Raw genomic sequence first — 16,695 nt, 5'->3', positions numbered from 1 at the left:
AGGCCGCCGCCCGTCGGACGCACCGGACGCGTCGGACCCGTGCCGGCCCCGCGCCGGAGGCGGTCGCGGTGCGCCGCGGACGTCGGTCAGGAGCCGGCCGGTCCCGCGAGCGCGCGACGGCTGCCGTCGGTGCGGTTCGGGGCCTTCGCGACGGTCGCGCTCGCGCCGACGACGGTCACGCCCTCCCGGGCGACCAGCACCGGATAGAGCTCGAGGGAGGCGATCTCCGGATGGTCCTCGGCGAGCAGGCCGACCCGGACCACCACGTCGGCGAGCGCGGCACGATCCGCCGCGGGCAGGCCGCGCAGGCCGCGCAGCTTCACGGAACTCGCGGGCGCGTCGACGAGCTGCGCCGCGGCCTGCTCGCTGAACGGCGGGATGGCGTAGGCGATGTCCTCGAGGAGGTCCGTGGCGTCGCCGGCGACGGACAGGGAGACGACCGGGCCGAGGGAGGGGTCCTCGACGCTCCGCACGACCATCGGGACCCCGGCGGGGGCCATCTGCTGGACCTCGAGCTCGGCGCCGGAGAAGGACAGGTCGCGCCGCATGCGGCCGAAGGCGTGCCGCAGCTGCTCCTCGTCCTCGATGTCCAGGCGCACGCCGCCCAGGTCGGTGCGGTGACGCAGGACGGGGTCAGTGCTCTTCAGGGCGACCGGGTAGCCGATCCGGGAGGCCGACTCCGCCGCCTCCTCGACGGTGCCGGCGGGGGCGCTCACCGGGACGGGGATCCCGTAGGAGCGCAGCAGCGCGGCGGTCGCCTCGGGGTCGAGGGCGCGCTGGGTGCCGGCCTCGTCGGGGAGGTGGGCGTCGACGATCTCGCGGGCGGCCGCGAGGTCGATGTCGTCCCGTCGGGCGGGCTCCTCCTCGTCGACGGCGGGGCGGAGGGCGGCGGCGAGCATCCCGGCGCCGGCGCGCACGGCGTCGAAGGCGGTGGGATGCACCGGGGGCAGCGTCGGGTCCTCCCGCACGGCGCGCTGGACCTCCTGCATGCGCTGGTGGGTGGTGATGAGCACGACGAGGAGGGCGACCTCGCTGTGTCGGGCGACGACGGCCATCTCCCGCAGCTGGTCCACCGGGTCGGAGGTCAGGGGGTCGAGGATCCCGGCGATGACGAGGTCCGCGTGGCCGGGGCCGGCGATGGAGGTGAAGGCGCGCTGGACGAGTCGCGGATCGGTGCCCAGGGGGACGCTGCGGTTGTCGACGACGACCTGCATGCCGACCTCGTCGGCGGCGCCGCGGACTGCGGCGCCGAGAGCGGCGGTGTTGGAGAGCAGGCCCACGCGGGGCCCTTGCGGGAGGCCCTGGCGGCCGATGGCGTCGACGACGTCCATGAGGTGGTCGACGCTGCCGGTGCGCACGACGCCGGCGGAGGCCAGCACCTGGTCCAGGGCGCGCCGCGGCAGGGTCGAGGGGCGCACGTCATGGCCCGGGGTGCCGCTGACGTGCAGGCCCGGGGGGCGGAGCACGATCAGCGGGGTGCGCCGGGTGAGGCGGCGGGCGATGCGGGTGAACTTGCGCGGGTTGCCCATGGACTCGAGGGCGAGCGCGATGACGTCGACCCGCTCGTCGTCCTCCCAGTGCTGGAGGGTGTCGTTGAGGGACACGTCGGCGCGGTTGCCGACGGCGACGAACTCGTGGATGCCCAGGCCCCGCTGGTCGACGCCGGCCAGGAGCATCGCGGAGAGGGCGCTGGACTGCCCGGCGAGGGCGATCGAGCCCGGCCGGGGCATCGCCGGGGAGAGGGACACGCTCAGCGGGTCCTCCGCGTCGGTGCGCAGGAAGCCGAAGGAGCCCGGTCCCAGCAGCCTCATGCCGTGCAGGCGGACGCGGGCGACGATCTCGCGCTGCAGGCGGCGGCCCTCGTCGTCGTCCCAGGGTCCCTCGGTCGGGATGACGACGCTGCCGACGCCGATGCGGGCGCACTCGTCGATCGCGTCGAGGCAGGCCTCGCGGCGCAGGGCGATGACCGCGAGGTCCACCGGCCCGACGACGTCGGAGATCCGGGCCTGCGCGCGCCGGCCGCGCAGCTCGAAGGCGTCGCGGGCGATGACGTGGACGACGCCGCGGTAGCCGGAGCGGTCCAGGGATGCGAGGAAGCGGCCTCCCGGCGAGTCCGCCCGGGTGGAGGCGCCGACGACGAGCACCGAGGAGGGGTGCAGCAGCCGCTCCATCGCCCGGGCCTCCGCGCGGTGCTCGCGCTCGGCCATCACCGCGAGCGAGCGGGCGGTGGGGTCGATGCGGAAGGAGACCAGCACGACCCCGTCGTCGAGGGTGCGGCGGACGTCGAAGCCGGCATCGGTGAACACGTTGATCATGCGCGTGTTCTGCGGGAGGACCTCGGCGGTGAACACCGCGATGCCCCGCTCCCTGGCCGCCGCCGCGAGGTGCTCGAGGAGCACCGATCCCACGCCCGTCCCCTGACGGGCGTCGGAGACGTTGAAGGCGACCTCGGCCTCGTCGGCCCCGGTGCGGTCGTAGCGGGCGACGGCGATGATCTCCTCGCCGACGAGCACGATGAAGGCGACGCGGTCGCGATGGTCGACGACGGTGAAGCGCTCGAGGTCGCGCGGGGAGAGGCGCGGCATCGGCGCGAAGAAGCGCAGGTACCGGGAGTTCTCGGACTGGCGCTCATGGAACTCGGCGAGCGCGGCGGCGTCCTGGGGCCGGATCGGCCGCAGATGCGCGGCGGAGCCGTCGCGCAGCGCGATGTCCGCCTCCCAGTGGGCAGGGTAGGCCGGATGGGATCGGGACGCGGCGGAGGAGCCCCGTCGCCCGGTCCGTCGCCCGCCATGCCTCTCCGCCATGTCCGGGATCCTATCGCCGCAGGGTGCTGCGGTCGCGGGTTTGACCGGTCTCACGCCCCGGCGGGGCGGATCGGAGCGCAGGGCGGTCGGGGTCATGCGCCATGATGTCCTCCATGGCCAGATCACGAAGCACCGCGTCAACCCCCGAGGAAGAAGCCGTCGACGGCACCATCGTCGACATCGACGTCACCAGCGAGATGGAGACGTCGTTCCTCGAGTACGCGTACTCGGTGATCTACTCCCGCGCGCTGCCGGATGCCCGCGACGGCCTCAAGCCGGTCCAGCGCCGCATCCTCTACATGATGGACGACATGGGTCTGCGGCCCGACCGCGGGCATGTCAAGAGCCAGCGCGTCGTCGGCGAGGTGATGGGCAAGCTCCACCCGCACGGCGACACCGCGATCTACGACGCGCTCGTGCGCATGGCGCAGGACTTCTCGATGCGCCTCCCTCTCGTGGACGGCCACGGCAACTTCGGCTCGCTCGACAACGGGCCGGCCGCGGCCCGCTACACGGAGGCCCGTCCGGCCCCGGCGGCGCAGCTGCTGACCGCCTCGCTCGACGAGGACGTCGCCGAGATGGTGCCGAACTACGACAATCAGCTCACCCAGCCCGAGGTGCTGCCGGCGCAGTACCCGAACCTGCTGGTCAACGGCGCGGCCGGGATCGCGGTGGGCATGGCGACCAACATGGCCCCGCACAACCTCGTCGAGACCATCGCCGCGGCGCGGCACCTGATCGACCATCCGGAGGCGGACCTCGAGGAGCTGATGCGCTTCGTCCCGGGACCGGATCTTCCCGGGGGCGGTCGGATCATCGGGCTGGACGGCATCCGTGACGCCTATCGCACGGGCCGGGGCTCGTTCAAGATGCGCGCGACCACGAAGGTCGAGAGCGTCACCAGCCGTCGCAAGGGCATCGTCGTCACCGAGCTCCCCTACCAGGTGGGCCCCGAGAAGGTCGCCGAGAAGCTGCGGGACGCGGTCCAGTCCAAGAAGGTCCAGGGCATCACGGACTACCAGGACCTCACCGACCGCCACCACGGGCTGCGGCTCGTGCTGACGGTGAAGTCGGGCTTCGACCCCGAGGCCGTCCTCCAGCAGCTGTACCGGTTCACGCCGCTGGAGGAGTCCTTCGGCATCAACAACGTCGCCCTCGTCGACGGCCAGCCCCGCACCCTCGGTCTCAAGCAGCTGCTCGAGGTGTTCGTCGCCCACCGGCTGGATGTGGTGCGCCGGCGCACCGAGCACCGTCTGGGCCGCCGCCAGGACCGGCTCCACCTCGTCGAGGGCATGCTGCTGGCGATCGTCGACATCGACGAGGTGATCCAGATCATCCGCACGAGCGATGACGCCGAGGCGGCCCGCACGCGGCTGATGAGCGTGTTCGACCTGTCGGAGCGCCAGGCCGAGTACATCCTCGAGCTGCGCCTGCGCCGTCTGACCCGCTTCTCGCAGGTCGACCTCGAGACCGAGCGGGACGAGCTGCGCCGCGAGATCGAGGAGCTGCAGGAGATCCTCGGCTCCGAGACGGTGCTGCGGGCCCTGGTCTCCTCGGAGCTCGCCCAGGTCGCCGCCGAGCATGGGACACCGCGCCGGACGGTGCTGCTCGAGGCCGCCGACCAGCCCGCGATCGTCGCGGGCGCCTCGCTCGAGGTCGCCGACGAGCCCTGCCGCGTGCTGCTCAGCGGCACCGGCCTCGTCGCGCGCGTCGCGGGCGACGAGGCGATCCTGCGGGACGCGAACCGCTCCGCGCACGACGTGATCGTGGCGGACGTGCTGACCTCCACCCGTTCGGAGGTCGGGGCCGTGACCAGCGCCGGGCGCGTGCTGCGCCTGTCCGTCGTGGACCTGCCGACGCTCGCCCCGACGGCCCAGTCCCCCTCGCTCGCCGGCGGGACGCGGCTCGCGGATCTCGTGGACGTCGCTCCGGGCGAGCGCCTGATCGGCCTGATCCGCACCGAGGGCGCCGACATCGAGCGCGGCGGTGCGATCGCCCTGGGCACCCGCCAGGGCGTCGTCAAGCGGGTCCAGCTGGACTTCCCGAAGGCCGACGGCTTCGAGATCATCACGCTGAAGGAGGGCGACGAGGTCGTCGGCGTCGTCGACCTCGAGGACGACGCCGACCTCGATCTGGTCCTGATCTCGTCCGACGCGCAGCTGCTGCACTTCCCGTCCTCGGGAGTGCGTCCGCAGGGCCGTGCGGCCGGCGGCGTCGCCGGCATCAAGCTGGCCGCGGGAGCCCGCGTGATCGCCTTCGGCGCGATCGACGTGACGGCCCCGGCGGACGTGGTCACCATCGCCGGCAGCTCCGCGACCCTGCCCACCCTGCAGACGGGATCGCTGAAGATCTCCGCCTTCACCGAGTACCCGGCGAAGGGCCGTGCGACCGGCGGCGTCCGCTGTCATCGGTTCCTCCGCGGCGAGGACGCGCTGATCGGCGCCTGGGTCGTCGCCCATCCGGCACGGGCCTGCTCGGAGGCCGGCCAGCCGATCGACCTGCCCGAGCCGGTCGGCCGCCGCGACGGCTCCGGCACGCCCGTCGCCGTCCCGATCGCCGCAGTCGGCTGACCGGGACGGGGCAGACAGCGCGGGCGAAGCGCGGCAGGATGCTCCCGTGACCTCCTCCGCCCCGCCCGCACCCCGGCCCCCGCACGCTCCGCGCGCTCCTCGCTCAGCGTTCGTCTCGCTCGCGTCCCGCGCGGAGACCCTCCATGTCCGTCTCGGCGGGGCCGGCGCCGTGGTGGGTGCGATCGTGGGCGCGATCGTGCTGCGCGGCACCGCCCCTCTCGGCGGAGCCGGCTCCATCGGGCAGGTCGCGGCCGTCTCCGTGCTCGCCTGCGGCAGCATCACCGCGGCGCTCGTCCTGACGGTGCTCGCCCCCGAGGCGCTCGCCTTCCCGCACGGGCGCCATCGGGTGCGGCGCACGATCGACACGATCGGGCTCTCGCTCCTGTTCGGCGTGCTGGGGCTCTTCCTCGTCAGCGCCCTGTTCGGGGTCTTCCAGTCGGCCTTCGTGGGCGTCGCCCTGGATCGCTTCGCCGGTGCCTTCTGGGTCGCCGCGGCCACCGGCGCGGCCTGCTACGTCATCTCCGCCGCCGTCTCCGCCCTGGACGGCCGCTCGCTCGCGACCCTGCTGGCGGTGTTCATGACGGTGGGAGTCCTCACCAGCGCGATGAACGCCCCCGACCCCTACTGGTGGGAGCGGTACTTCTCCGAGCTCGGCGAGGGCGAGGACACGGCCAGCCTCATCTTCAACATGACGCTCCTGCTCACCGGCGCCGCACTGGTCGTGGTCGCCGAGCTGATCGCGCACGACCTCTCGCGCTGGGCCGCGGCCGCCGGCGAGCCCCGCTGGAAGACGACCGTCGTCAGCACCCTGCTGACCGCCCTCGGCGTCCTCGTCGCGCTCGTCGCGCTCATCTCGCGGACGGTGAGCGTGCTCTGGCACGACGTGGTCGCCCAGACCCTCGTGATCGTCTTCGGCATCACCCTGCTGGTCGTGCCCGCCCTCCTGCGGCGCCTCCCCGGCGCGCTGCTGCCCGTCACCGTCGGAGCGCTGGGGCTGCTGCTCACCGCGGTGGTGCTGTACCTGGGACCGGGCTACCTGAACATGACCGCCTTCGAGATGGGCGCCGCCGTCATCGTCTACGTCTGGCTGCTCCTGTTCATCCGCATGGTCGCGGCGGCCGCCGCCGGCGTCGACGAGCACGCGGCCGCCGCCGAGGGCTGAGCGCTGCGCCCTCGGAGCTGAGCGCTCGGAGCTGAGCACTGAGGCCCACGCAGGGCGAGGGCCGAGAGCCGAGAGCCGAGGGCATCGGGCGGCAACAGACGGCCGCGCCCGCGGACCGGCCGGGCGCGGTGGGAAGATGGCTCCCATGACGTCTCCCGATGCTTCCTCCCCCTCCCTCCCGTCCGGCGTGGTGCTCGCCGTCGACCATGGTGCCGACGCCGTCGTCGTCGACATCCCCGCGGCCTCCGCCGTCATCCATCTCGACGGCGCCCACGTGAGCAGCTGGGTCCCCGCCGGCGGCTCCGAGGTGCTGTGGCTGAGCCCCGCCTCCGCCTTCGGCGCCGGGGCCGCGATCCGCGGCGGCATCCCGCTCGTCGGGCCCTGGTTCGGTCCCGGACGCGGCGGCGACCAGGAGGTCAAGCACGGCTGGCTCCGCAACGTCCGCTGGGAGCTCGTCTCCGCCGTCGTCGAGGCCGACGCAGCGGTCCTCGAGCTGGTCACGCCCGACGGCCACGACGACCTCACCGCCCGTCTGAGCGTCCGCATCGGCCGCGAGCTGTCGCTGGACCTCGCGATCACCGCCGGGGGCGCCGCCCTCGAGCTCGAGGCCGCCCTCCACACCTACCTGGCCGTCTCCGACGTGCGGGAGATCGCGATCGAGGGCGTCGGCGGCGCCTCCTATCTCGACAACACCCGCGGTCTCGTCGAGGATCTCCAGCCCGAGGGCGCGCTGCGCCTGACCGGCTCGACGGACCGCATCTTCGCGACCGACGGCGAGATCCGCGTCGTCGACGCCGGCCGCACGATCGTCTCGACGCCCCGCGGCTCCGCCACGACCGTGGTGTGGAACCCCTGGGCCGAGCTCGCCGCCGGCATGGCCGACATCCCCGACGACGCCTGGCCGCAGTTCGTCTGCGTCGAACCCGCCGTGAACAAGGACCGCTTCGTCGCCCTCGCCGCCGGCGAGACGCACACGCTCGGCGTCACCTACCGCATCGAGGCCTGACCTCTCCGCACCCCGCGACACCCCGCCGCTCCCCGCCCGCGCTCCTCGGATCGTCGGCGGGGAGCGGCGTTTATTCGCTTGCCCGGCGCCCGCGCACCTGATCGAATCCTCCTATGGAGACCACGACGCCCCTCATCCCGATGCCCGCCCGCCCGGCGCCCCGCATCGGCTCGGCCTCGGCTCTCCGCCGAGGTCACGGCCGTGCCGCCGTGCGCGATGCGTCCGGCGGAGTCCGACGCGACGCCGACGTCACCGCCCTCCGCGCCCGCTGATCCGCCGGCCGCGAGCCCACCCGCCGCGGCGCGGGCCCTCGACCGCCGGCGGGCCCCCACCGCCCGCACCCCGACACAGTCCGGCACGCTCCGACGCGCCCGGGCGTCAGCATGCCCGCCGACATGCCCGTCAGCACCCCGGCGCGTCTGCGATCGGGTCGGGCGTCCCCTCCCCTCCCCGCATCCCCCGCTTCCGCGCGCTCCGTCCCGCGGGCTCCGTTTCGAGGACAGCAACGGTCCTCTCCGCGGAGCACGCTCGGAGCACCGGATCCCTCCAGGAGAAGCTCATGACCCCCACGACCGTCCTCACTCCCCTCACCGATCTCGAGGCGCCGACCAGCGCGGTGCGCTTCGATCTCGCGGACGCGCCCGTCGTCGCCCGCGACCTGCCCACCGCTGCGGCGCCGATCATCCCGGCGTCGCAGGTCGACCCGGCGCTCCGCGCCGACCTGCTGGAGCTGCGCCGCACCGTCGACGCGCTCCTGACGAGCGACGGGGCCCCCGAGCCCGATCGCTCCGTCGTACGCGCCGCCCGGTTCCTCCTGCGCCGGCGCTCCTCGCGGATCGCCCGCACGGTGCTCCGCGAGCGCTCCATCGAACGGGTTCGCGCCCAGGAGCAGGAGCGCCACCAGCACACCCTGCTGTTCTCCGGCGTCGGCATGCTGCGCTGATCGCCGTCATCGGCCTCGCCGCGTCGCTGCGGTCAGATCCGCACGGCATCCGGCGTGAGGTCGACGATCACGAGCTCACGGGGGTTGCCCACCCGGACGCCGATGATGCTGTTGCCGAGCCCTCGGCTGATCACCATCGACATGTCGCCGCGGCGGTGGACTCCCTCGGTGAGCTCGGGGAACCAGCCCTGGTGCGGGGCGACGAGCGGACCGATCAGCGGGAGACGCACCTGTCCGCCGTGCGCATGCCCGGACAGCACCACGTCCACGCCGGCATCGGCGTCGGCGTAGCTGTCCAGGAGCTCGGGACGGTGGGCGAGCAGCACGACAGGACCCGGGCGGGGCTCGGTCGCCCGACCGTCCCGGCCCGATCCGTCGGCCTCGTCGGAGCCATCGGCCCCGTCGGATGCCGTCTCCGCGGGGAGGATGCGGTCGAGCACCGTCGCCGGGTCCTCGCGCTCGCGGCCCTCGCGGGCGGCGACGCGGGGATCGTCGAGGCCGACGACGGTGACCTCGCGGCCCTGGATCTCGAGCGTCGTCGCCTCGTCCCGCAGGACGATGACGCCTGCGTCCTCGAGCCCTTCCAGCAGCTCGTCCCGGAGCACGGAGTCGGCTTCATGGTTGCCGAGCACGAAGTAGGCGGGCGCGATCGCGCTGAGCCGTCCGACGAGGTCGAGCACGGGGGCGATGTCGGCGGTGCGGACATCGACGAGGTCGCCGGTCAGCGCGATGAGGTCCGGGTCGCTCGCGGTGATAGCGTCGACGAGATCGTCCTGGAACGATCCATGATCCGCGGCGTGCAGGTCGGAGACCTGCGCGATGCGCAGGCCCCCGGCCTCCGGGGCCGAGGCGACGGCGATCTCGTACTCGGTCACGACGAGGCGGCGGTTGTCCCACAGGAGCCAGCCCGCGCCGAGCAGCAGCACCAGGGCGACGACCAGCGCCGACGAGGCGAGCCGCCGACGCCGGGAGCCTCCCGCCTCGGGGCGCCGCGCCGCGACCGACAGGGGCGCGCTCACCGCACGGAGATGCCGTCGGCCGCCATCGCGGCCTTCGCCTCGCCGATCGTCATCTCCTGGAAGTGGAAGACGCTCGCGGCGAGGACCGCGTCGGCGCCGGCGTGCACGGCGGGCGGGAAGTGCTCGACCCGTCCCGCACCGCCGGAGGCGATCAGCGGCAGGCTCGTCGCCTGCCGCGCCAGGCGGATCAGCTCGAGATCGAAGCCGTCCTTGGTGCCGTCGGCGTCCATCGAGTTCAGCAGGATCTCGCCGGCGCCGCGCTCGGTCACCTCGCGGATCCACGCGATCGCGTCGATCCCGGTGCCGCGACGTCCGCCGTGGGTGGTCACCTCGAACCCGGAGCCGCTGCGCGCGGTGCCCTCGGGCGTCTCGTCGGTGACGCGTCGGGCGTCGATCGACAGCACCAGCACCTGATTGCCGAAGCGGCGGGAGATCTCGCCGATCACCTCGGGACGGCTGATCGCGGCCGTGTTCACGCCGCACTTGTCGGCGCCGGCCCGCAGCAGCTGGTCCACGTCCTCGACGGAGCGGACGCCGCCGCCGACGGTCAGCGGGATGAAGATCTGCTCGGCGGTCCGACGGACCACCTCGATCATGGTGTCGCGACCGCCGGAGGACGCGGTGACGTCGAGGAAGGTGAGCTCGTCGGCCCCCTCCTGCCCGTACCGGGCGGCGAGCTCGACAGGGTCCCCGGCATCGCGCAGGTTCTGGAAGTTCACGCCCTTGACGACGCGTCCGGCGTCGACGTCCAGGCAGGGGATGACTCGGGCTGCGACGGTCATGCGTCGATCCTCTCTCGGTCGAGCTCTTCGGCTCCTTCGATGATGAACTGCTTGCGGGGAGCGACCTCGGAGCCCATGAGGAGCTCGAACATCGCGCTGGCCGCCTCGGCGTCCTCGATCCGCACTCGCCGCAGCGTGCGATGGTGCGGGTCCATGGTGGTGTCCGCCAGCTGGTCGGCGTCCATCTCGCCCAGGCCCTTGTAGCGCTGGATCGGCTCCTTGTACTTCTTGCCTCGCCGTTCGAGGCTCGCGAGGAGCTTCTGGAGCTCGGCCTCGGAGTACGTGTAGACCAGCTCGTTCTTCCGCTTCCCGCCGTGGATGATCTCCACCCGATGCAGCGGCGGCACCGCCGCGTACACGCGCCCCGCCTCCACGAGCGGGCGCATGTAGCGGTGGAAGAGCGTCAGCAGCAGGGTCCGGATGTGCGCGCCGTCGACGTCGGCGTCGGTCATCATGATGACCTTCCCGTAGCGGGCGGCATCGAGGTCGAAGGTCCGGCCGGAGCCGGCGCCGAGCACCTGGATGATCGCCGCGCACTCGGCGTTCTTCAGCATGTCCGTGATCGACGCCTTCTGGACGTTCAGGATCTTGCCGCGGATCGGCAGCAGCGCCTGGAACTCCGAGGAGCGGGCGTTCTTCGCGGTGCCCAGGGCGCTGTCGCCCTCGACGATGAACAGCTCGGAGCGGTCGACGTCGGTGGTGCGGCAGTCCGCGAGCTTGGTGGGCATGGTCGAGGACTCCAGCGCGTTCTTGCGCCGCGAGACCTCCTTGTGCATGCGCGCGGCGATCCGGGCGCGCATCTCCGAGACCACCTTGTCGACGACGAGCGCGGCCTGCTCCTTCTCGCCCCGCTTCGTCGAGGTGAGGAACTCCGTCAGCCGCTCCTCCACAACCCGCGCGACGATCTGGCGGATCGCCGGAGTGCCGAGGACCTCCTTGGTCTGCCCCTCGAACTGCGGCTCGTCGATGCGCACGCTCACCACGACGGTCAGACCGGCGAGGGTGTCGTCCTTCTCGATCTTCTCGTTCTTCGCGTTGAACTTGACGCGGCGCGCCTGGTTCTCGACCTGCTTCCGCAGCGTCTTGACCAGCGCCTGCTCGAAGCCGGTGACATGGGTGCCGCCCTTGGGCGTGGCCACGATGTTCACGAAGGAGCGCAGGGTGGTGTCGTAGTCCGAGCCCCAGCGCAGGGCGATGTCGACGTCGCAGGAGCGGGCGACCTCCGTGGAGACCATGTGGCCCTGCGCGTCGAGCACGGGGACCGTCTCGGTGTACTCGCCGGTCCCCTGCAGACGGATGACGTCGGTGATCTTCTGATCCTGGGCGAGGTACTCGACGAACTCGCCGATGCCGCCCGCATAGCGGTAGCTGCGCGTCGCGGGCTGATCGGGCAGGCGCTCGGGCCGCTGATCGGTGACCGCGATCTCGAGCCCCGGCACCAGGAACGCCGTCTGGCGGGCGCGCCGGTGCAGCTCGTCCAGCGCAAAATGAGAGCCCTTGATGAAGATCTGCGGGTCCGCCCAGTAGCGGACGCGCGTGCCCGTGACCCCGCGCTTCGCCTTGCCGACGATGCGCAGCTCGCCCGGTCCGTCGGCGGCGGTGAACGGGGCGTCGGGCGATGGGCCCTCCTCGCCATCCTCGAAGACGCCCGCCTGACCGCGCCGGAAGCTCATCGCATACGTCTTGCCCGCCCGGTCGACCTCGACGTCGAGCCTCGCGGAGAGCGCGTTGACGACGGAGGCGCCCACGCCGTGCAGGCCGCCCGAGGCGGCATAGGACCCGCCGCCGAACTTCCCGCCCGCATGGAGCTTGGTGTAGACGACCTCGACGCCCGTCAGGCCCGTCCTCGGCTCGGTGTCGACGGGGACGCCGCGACCGGTGTCGCGCACCTCGACGGAGGCATCGGGATGCAGGACGACGGCGATCGACTCGCCATGGCCGGCGAGGGCCTCGTCGACGGCGTTGTCGAGGATCTCCCAGAGGCAGTGCATGAGTCCCCGGGAGTCCGTCGAGCCGATGTACATTCCCGGACGCTTGCGCACCGCCTCGAGGCCCTCGAGGACCTGGAGGTTGCGGGCGTCGTACGCCGTGGACGAGCGGGCGGGCTTCGAAGGTTCACTGGAGCTGGACACCCTGGCGATTCTACGGGCAGGGACCGACGGAGCCCGCCATTGGGGCCCCGCTCACACGTTCGTTGCGCCGCCAGCGAACCAGGGCGCAGAGCCCTCGTCCCGGGGCGGAGCGGATGCTAGAAAAGGACCATGAACCTCACTCTCGAAGCCCCCCGGCTGACTGCGAAGGACCGTTGCGACCGCTGCGGCGCCCAGGCGTACGTCAAGGTGCTGCTCCAGGTCGGCGGCGAGCTTCTGTTCTGCGCCCACCACGCGCGCGCTCACGCCGACGCCCTGCGCGACGTCGCGGCAGAGGTCATCGACGAGACCGAGCGCCTGCACGCCAAGCCGGAGCCGGTCGAGGACTGACATTCCCGACGGCCTCCGCAGCCGACGTCGGACGAGCCCGGCGGACCGCCACCACGGTCCGCCGGGCTCGTCCCCTCTCCGGGCTCGCACCGTCCCCGGGCTCGCACCGTCCCCGGGTGCGTCCTGCCCTCGGGCGCGGCGCGCCCCTCAGGCGCCGCGCAGCGGGACGCCCTCCCCCAGTTCGGGCAGCACCGTCGGCACGCCCTCGATCTGCAGGCGCTCGGGGTGGAAGCCGTGGACGGCGATCACCCGACCCGGTCCGATGCCCCGCACGATCTCCGCGAGGGCGGCCGGACCCGCATGGCCGGAGGACCCGGCCGGGACCGGGACGACGCCCCGGTGCGCGAGCCAGTCCTGCCACGGCTGCCAGTCCGGCATGAACGGCCCCAGCGGCTCGCCCTGACTGTGGATCCACGCCGAGCCCTCCCCCAGCGGGAGATCGAGCAGCGCGGGCATGTCCGCGGGATCCGCCTGCACGAGGAAGCCCCCGGGCGCCGCGAGGACCGCGTCGAGGCCGACGGAGCAGGCGCCGCGGGAGAGCGCGAGCGCGCCCGCCCTCCCCTGCGCGGCGCTCTGCGGCCTGCTCCCGTCCCAGGTCGCCACGCCCTCGACACCCATCGCCGTGAGGACCGCGGCATGCCGGCCCGGCCAGACGAGGGTGCGTCCGGCCTCCTGCGCCGCGCCGATCAGCAGCGCGGCGCGCTCCACGTCGCGCTCATAGGCGCTGACCAGGTGGAGGGAGCCCGGGACGGCGGTCAGCGCACCGACGACGATCTCGGCGACCTCCTGCTCGCTGCGGGGCTCTGCGGGAAGTGGATCGAAGCTCAGCATGGTCGTCTCGCACACCAGCGCATCCGCTCCGCGGGCCGCCTCGATGAAGGCGCGGGTGCGCTCCCCGCCGCCGCGATGGAGGTTGATGTCCCCGGTGTAGGCGAGCACGCCCTCGGGAGCGCGGACGATCGTCCCGACCGCTCCGAGGATGTCGTGGTCGACCCGGTGGATGCTCACCTCGAGGTCGCCGATCTGCACGCTCTCCCCTGCGGGCAGAGGGGTCAGCCGCGCCGCGGTGCCGGGAGGCGTCAGCTCCGCCTCCTCGAGGGCCGCATGCAGCGAGATCGTCTCCGGATGCGCGAGCACCCGGACCTCGGCCGCGAGCAGGGGCAGCAGCCCGTCATGGTCGATATGGGCATGCGAGAGGACCACGGTCAGGCCCCGCGGGTCCGGGGCGGCGAGCGCGCGGATCTCGTCGGCGCCGGGTCCGACCGCTGCGAGCCGGTCCGCATCGAACAGGCCGGGGATCCGCGGGGCGAGGCCCAGCCGGATCCGGTCAGCGGCGGCGGTCGCCGAGCGCTCCTGCACGGGGGCGCGCAGCAGATCCGGTCCCTCGACGATGTCGCTGCCGACGTCCAGCAGCACGCGGGCGGTCTCCGTCTCGAGGAGGATCTTCGTCCCCCCGATCACGCGGACGCCGCCGTGGACGGTGATGGTCGTGCTCATCCTCGGACTGCTCCTTCGGTGCCGAACGCGCCCTGCACGAAGTACTTCTGCAGGAACAGGAACAGCGCGATCACCGGCAGGGTCGTGAACACGACGGCCGCGCTCAGCCCCGTCCAGTCGTTGCCGTTCTCGCCCTGGAAGTTCTGCAGGCCCACCTCGATGGGGCGCAGGCTGTCGGTCGATGTCATGAAGTAGGGCCAGATGAAGGCGTTCCAGGACCCCATGAAGGCGTTCAGCCCCACCAAGATCAGGGTGGGGATCGCCAGGGGCCCCGCGACCTGGGCGAGCATCCGCACGGCGCCGGCGCCGTCGAGCTCCGCGGCCTCGAAGATCTCGTCGGGCAGGGTCTTGAAGAACTGCCGCAGCAGGAAGATCCCGAACACGGAGGCGCCCCACGGGAGGATCTGGATCGCGTACGTGTCGTACAGGCCCATCTTCTGGGCGAGCAGGAAGTTGGGGACCAGCAGCACGGTCTGCGGCACCATCATCACGCTCATGACCACGAGGAACAGCAGCCCGCGGCCGCGGAAGCGCATGCGGGCGAACGCGAACCCTGCCAGCAGGGAGGTCGCGAGGGTGAGCGCCACGACGCTGCCGGCGATCAGCACCGTGTTGCGGAAGTAGACCAGCCAGGGGGCGGCGGACCAGGCCCGCGTGTAGTTGTCGATCGCGGCGCTCACGTGATGGCCCCACTGCGCGGGGCCGCGCAGCACCGGCGGCATCGTGTACACATCCTGCGCGGCGGAGATCGAGGTGAACACGGTCCACAGCAGCGGCAGCACGAACAGCAGGCCCATCAGACCCGCGGCGATCTGCAGCGCGATGCCGCCCGGACGGATCCTTCGACGGCGGCGCGGCAGGGCGGGTGCGGCGCTCGGGCCGACGACGCTCGGGGCGACGACGGCGCTCGGGGCGCGGCGCGTGCGGACGCTCATGGTTCCTCGGTGCTCCTGGGACGAGTGATCGGAGAGGTCGGTCCGGCCGGGCGAGGTGCTCCCCGCCCGGCCGGACCGTCACCGCATCAGGACAGGCCCGATGCCTGCTGCTGGGCGGTCGCGAGCGCATCGGCCGGGGCGGTCGTGCCCTGCAGCGCTTCGCCGAGCGCGACGGCGAGCAGACCGGCGGCCTCCTGCACGGTCGAGACCGCCGGGAGGGCGGAGGCGACGTCGAGCTGCGCCTGCGCGTCGGTGATCCACGGGCGCTCGGACACGGCGGTCTTCAGCGGCTCGAGCTCGAGGGAGGCGGAGCTGACGGGCAGGTACCCGGTCGCCTCGGCCCAGTTGGCCTGCTGCTGAGGCGAGGTCAGAAAGGTCATGAACGCCCAGGCGGCGGCCCTCTCCTGATCGCTCGCCGCGGCGAAGAGGACGACGTTGGTGCCGGCGAGCTGGTTCGCCGTGCCCGCGGAGCCCTCGGGCAGCGGATCCACCGCCATCTCGAACTTCCCGCCGACGGCGTCGAGGTTGAAGGGGTACGAGGCGACGGAGGACACGTCGTAGGCGCCCTTCTCCGCACCCAGCGCCTCCTGGCCCGGGTAGCCGGTGCCGGTCGCGAGGGCGCCGGCATCCTTGAGGTCCACGAGGTACTCGAGGGCGGCGACGGGGCCGGGACCGTCGAACTGGGGCGTGCCGTCGGCCGCGAAGACCGGTCCGCCCATCGCCTCGGCGAGGATCTCGAACAGCGCGGTGCCGCCCGCGGGGCCGGCGGCGGAGCCCGGGTCGATGGACAGGGCGACGACCCCGTCGGCGGAGGCGGACTTCGCAGCGGTCGCGAACTCGTCCCAGGTGGCCGCGGCGTCGGGGACCATGGCGGCGTTGCGGTAGACGACGACCACGGACTTGTTGAAGGGCCACATCCAGGTCTGGCCGTCGGGCAGCTTGAGGTCCTCGACGACGCCGGACGCGAAGCCGGCGAGGTCCTCGCTGGTCGCCGCATAGGCATCGAGGGGGACGATCACCTGCGAGTCCGCGTACTCCGCCGCCCAGCTCTCGTAGGCCTGCGCGATCGTGGGCGCGGTCCCGGCGGCGACCTGCGCCTTGGTCTTGGTCTGGAGGGTGCCGTAGTCGGGCTGGTCCTGCAGCTCGACGGTGACGTTGGGGTGCTCCTCCCGGAAGGCCGCGACGATGGCCTCGAGGGCGGGCTTCTGGGTGCCGGAGGACATGGCGTGCATGAAGGTGATCGTCACGTCCGTGTCCTCGTCGAGGACGGGGACCTCCCCGGAGGCGGTGCCGGATCCGGAGTCGGAGCCGCCCGAGGCGTCGTCGGAGGAGCTGCCGCAGGCGGCGAGGGCGAGCACGCCGGCGGCCGCGGAGGCGGCGCCGAGCACGGTCCGACGGGTCAGGCGCTGGGAGCGGGAGATGGCGGTCATGGGGTCCTCCTGAGGGGACGGATGAGGGAGCGGTCGGCGCGGAGGGCGTCGAGGATCGGTCGGAGGG

At 72.9% G+C, this 16,695-nt stretch carries 13 protein-coding genes; 6 read left to right on the top strand and 7 right to left on the bottom strand.

The window, feature by feature from the left end; all coding sequences use genetic code 11:
• Positions 1-86 precede the first annotated feature (86 nt).
• Positions 87-2,804 (bottom strand): bifunctional acetate--CoA ligase family protein/GNAT family N-acetyltransferase, encoded by a 2,718-nt coding sequence (locus ACXET9_RS04235; protein WP_457885132.1) that lies wholly within the window; start codon positions 2,802-2,804, stop codon positions 87-89.
• Positions 2,805-2,917: 113 nt separating this feature from the next.
• Here ACXET9_RS04235 and ACXET9_RS04230 point away from each other — a divergent pair, with 113 nt between their 5' ends.
• From ACXET9_RS04230 to ACXET9_RS04210, 5 genes are all read left to right on the top strand, one after another.
• Positions 2,918-5,374 carry a DNA gyrase/topoisomerase IV subunit A gene (locus tag ACXET9_RS04230; RefSeq protein ID WP_457885130.1) on the top strand — a complete coding sequence of 819 codons (2,457 nt, stop codon included), beginning with the start codon at positions 2,918-2,920 and terminating at the stop codon, positions 5,372-5,374.
• Positions 5,375-5,420: 46 nt separating this feature from the next.
• A complete protein-coding gene (locus ACXET9_RS04225) occupies positions 5,421-6,536 on the top strand; it encodes a hypothetical protein (protein ID WP_457885129.1) in 1,116 nt (371 codons plus the stop codon).
• 145 nt (positions 6,537-6,681) lie between these two features.
• A complete protein-coding gene (locus tag ACXET9_RS04220; RefSeq protein ID WP_457885127.1) occupies positions 6,682-7,542 on the top strand; it encodes a D-hexose-6-phosphate mutarotase in 861 nt (286 codons plus the stop codon).
• 113 nt (positions 7,543-7,655) lie between these two features.
• Entirely contained in the window at positions 7,656-7,814 is a 159-nt protein-coding gene (locus tag ACXET9_RS04215; RefSeq protein ID WP_457885126.1) for a hypothetical protein, read from the top strand.
• Positions 7,815-8,101: 287 nt separating this feature from the next.
• The gene (locus ACXET9_RS04210) at positions 8,102-8,485 is read left to right on the top strand and encodes a hypothetical protein (protein WP_457885124.1); all 384 of its coding nucleotides are present in this window, start codon (positions 8,102-8,104) and stop codon (positions 8,483-8,485) included.
• Between the two features lie 32 nt (positions 8,486-8,517).
• On the opposite strand, the gene ACXET9_RS04205 is transcribed toward ACXET9_RS04210, so the two are convergent.
• From ACXET9_RS04205 to ACXET9_RS04195, 3 genes are read right to left on the bottom strand one after another with little or no spacing between them, the layout of a single operon-like run.
• On the bottom strand, positions 8,518-9,504 hold the full coding sequence (locus ACXET9_RS04205) for a metallophosphoesterase (RefSeq protein WP_457885123.1): 987 nt from the start codon (positions 9,502-9,504) through the stop codon (positions 8,518-8,520).
• Positions 9,501-10,286: an imidazole glycerol phosphate synthase subunit HisF gene (gene hisF / locus ACXET9_RS04200; protein ID WP_457885121.1), complete on the bottom strand. Its 786-nt coding sequence runs from the start codon at positions 10,284-10,286 to the stop codon at positions 9,501-9,503. Before hisF ends, ACXET9_RS04205 begins: the two co-directional genes overlap by 4 nt.
• Positions 10,283-12,418, bottom strand: a complete 2,136-nt coding sequence (locus ACXET9_RS04195) for a DNA gyrase/topoisomerase IV subunit B (protein ID WP_457885119.1) — start codon at positions 12,416-12,418, stop codon at positions 10,283-10,285. The genes hisF and ACXET9_RS04195 overlap by 4 nt, the downstream gene beginning before the upstream one ends.
• A 129-nt stretch (positions 12,419-12,547) precedes the next feature.
• Here ACXET9_RS04195 and ACXET9_RS04190 point away from each other — a divergent pair, with 129 nt between their 5' ends.
• On the top strand, positions 12,548-12,766 hold the full coding sequence (locus tag ACXET9_RS04190; protein WP_457885117.1) for a DUF7455 domain-containing protein: 219 nt from the start codon (positions 12,548-12,550) through the stop codon (positions 12,764-12,766).
• A gap of 147 nt (positions 12,767-12,913) precedes the next feature.
• On the opposite strand, the gene ACXET9_RS04185 is transcribed toward ACXET9_RS04190, so the two are convergent.
• The 3 genes from ACXET9_RS04185 to ACXET9_RS04175 form a co-directional block, all read right to left on the bottom strand.
• Positions 12,914-14,263, bottom strand: a complete 1,350-nt coding sequence (locus ACXET9_RS04185; RefSeq protein WP_457885116.1) for an MBL fold metallo-hydrolase — start codon at positions 14,261-14,263, stop codon at positions 12,914-12,916.
• Entirely contained in the window at positions 14,260-15,198 is a 939-nt protein-coding gene (locus tag ACXET9_RS04180) for a carbohydrate ABC transporter permease (RefSeq protein ID WP_457885115.1), read from the bottom strand. Before ACXET9_RS04180 ends, ACXET9_RS04185 begins: the two co-directional genes overlap by 4 nt.
• Before the next feature lie 86 nt (positions 15,199-15,284).
• On the bottom strand, positions 15,285-16,628 hold the full coding sequence (locus ACXET9_RS04175) for an extracellular solute-binding protein (protein WP_457885113.1): 1,344 nt from the start codon (positions 16,626-16,628) through the stop codon (positions 15,285-15,287).
• Between the last annotated feature and the right edge of the window lie 67 nt (positions 16,629-16,695).

This window comes from Brachybacterium netajii (SeqCode) (assembly GCF_054114245.1).
Note: the sequence above shows the minus strand (reverse complement) of the source record. Positions and strands in the feature narration are given on the sequence as shown.

Bases quoted from the DNA above. Each gene is read 5' to 3' on its own strand.
- ACXET9_RS04215 (WP_457885126.1), top strand. From the start codon at position 7,656: ATGGAGACCACGACGCCCCTCATCCCGATGCCCGCCCGCCCGGCGCCC.
- ACXET9_RS04185 (WP_457885116.1), bottom strand. From the start codon at position 14,263: ATGAGCACGACCATCACCGTCCACGGCGGCGTCCGCGTGATCGGGGGG.
- ACXET9_RS04210 (WP_457885124.1), top strand. From the start codon at position 8,102: ATGACCCCCACGACCGTCCTCACTCCCCTCACCGATCTCGAGGCGCCG.
- ACXET9_RS04175 (WP_457885113.1), bottom strand. From the start codon at position 16,628: ATGACCGCCATCTCCCGCTCCCAGCGCCTGACCCGTCGGACCGTGCTC.
- ACXET9_RS04220 (WP_457885127.1), top strand. From the start codon at position 6,682: ATGACGTCTCCCGATGCTTCCTCCCCCTCCCTCCCGTCCGGCGTGGTG.
- hisF (WP_457885121.1), bottom strand. From the start codon at position 10,286: ATGACCGTCGCAGCCCGAGTCATCCCCTGCCTGGACGTCGACGCCGGA.
- ACXET9_RS04230 (WP_457885130.1), top strand. From the start codon at position 2,918: ATGGCCAGATCACGAAGCACCGCGTCAACCCCCGAGGAAGAAGCCGTC.
- ACXET9_RS04180 (WP_457885115.1), bottom strand. From the start codon at position 15,198: ATGAGCGTCCGCACGCGCCGCGCCCCGAGCGCCGTCGTCGCCCCGAGC.
- ACXET9_RS04190 (WP_457885117.1), top strand. From the start codon at position 12,548: ATGAACCTCACTCTCGAAGCCCCCCGGCTGACTGCGAAGGACCGTTGC.
- ACXET9_RS04235 (WP_457885132.1), bottom strand. From the start codon at position 2,804: ATGGCGGAGAGGCATGGCGGGCGACGGACCGGGCGACGGGGCTCCTCC.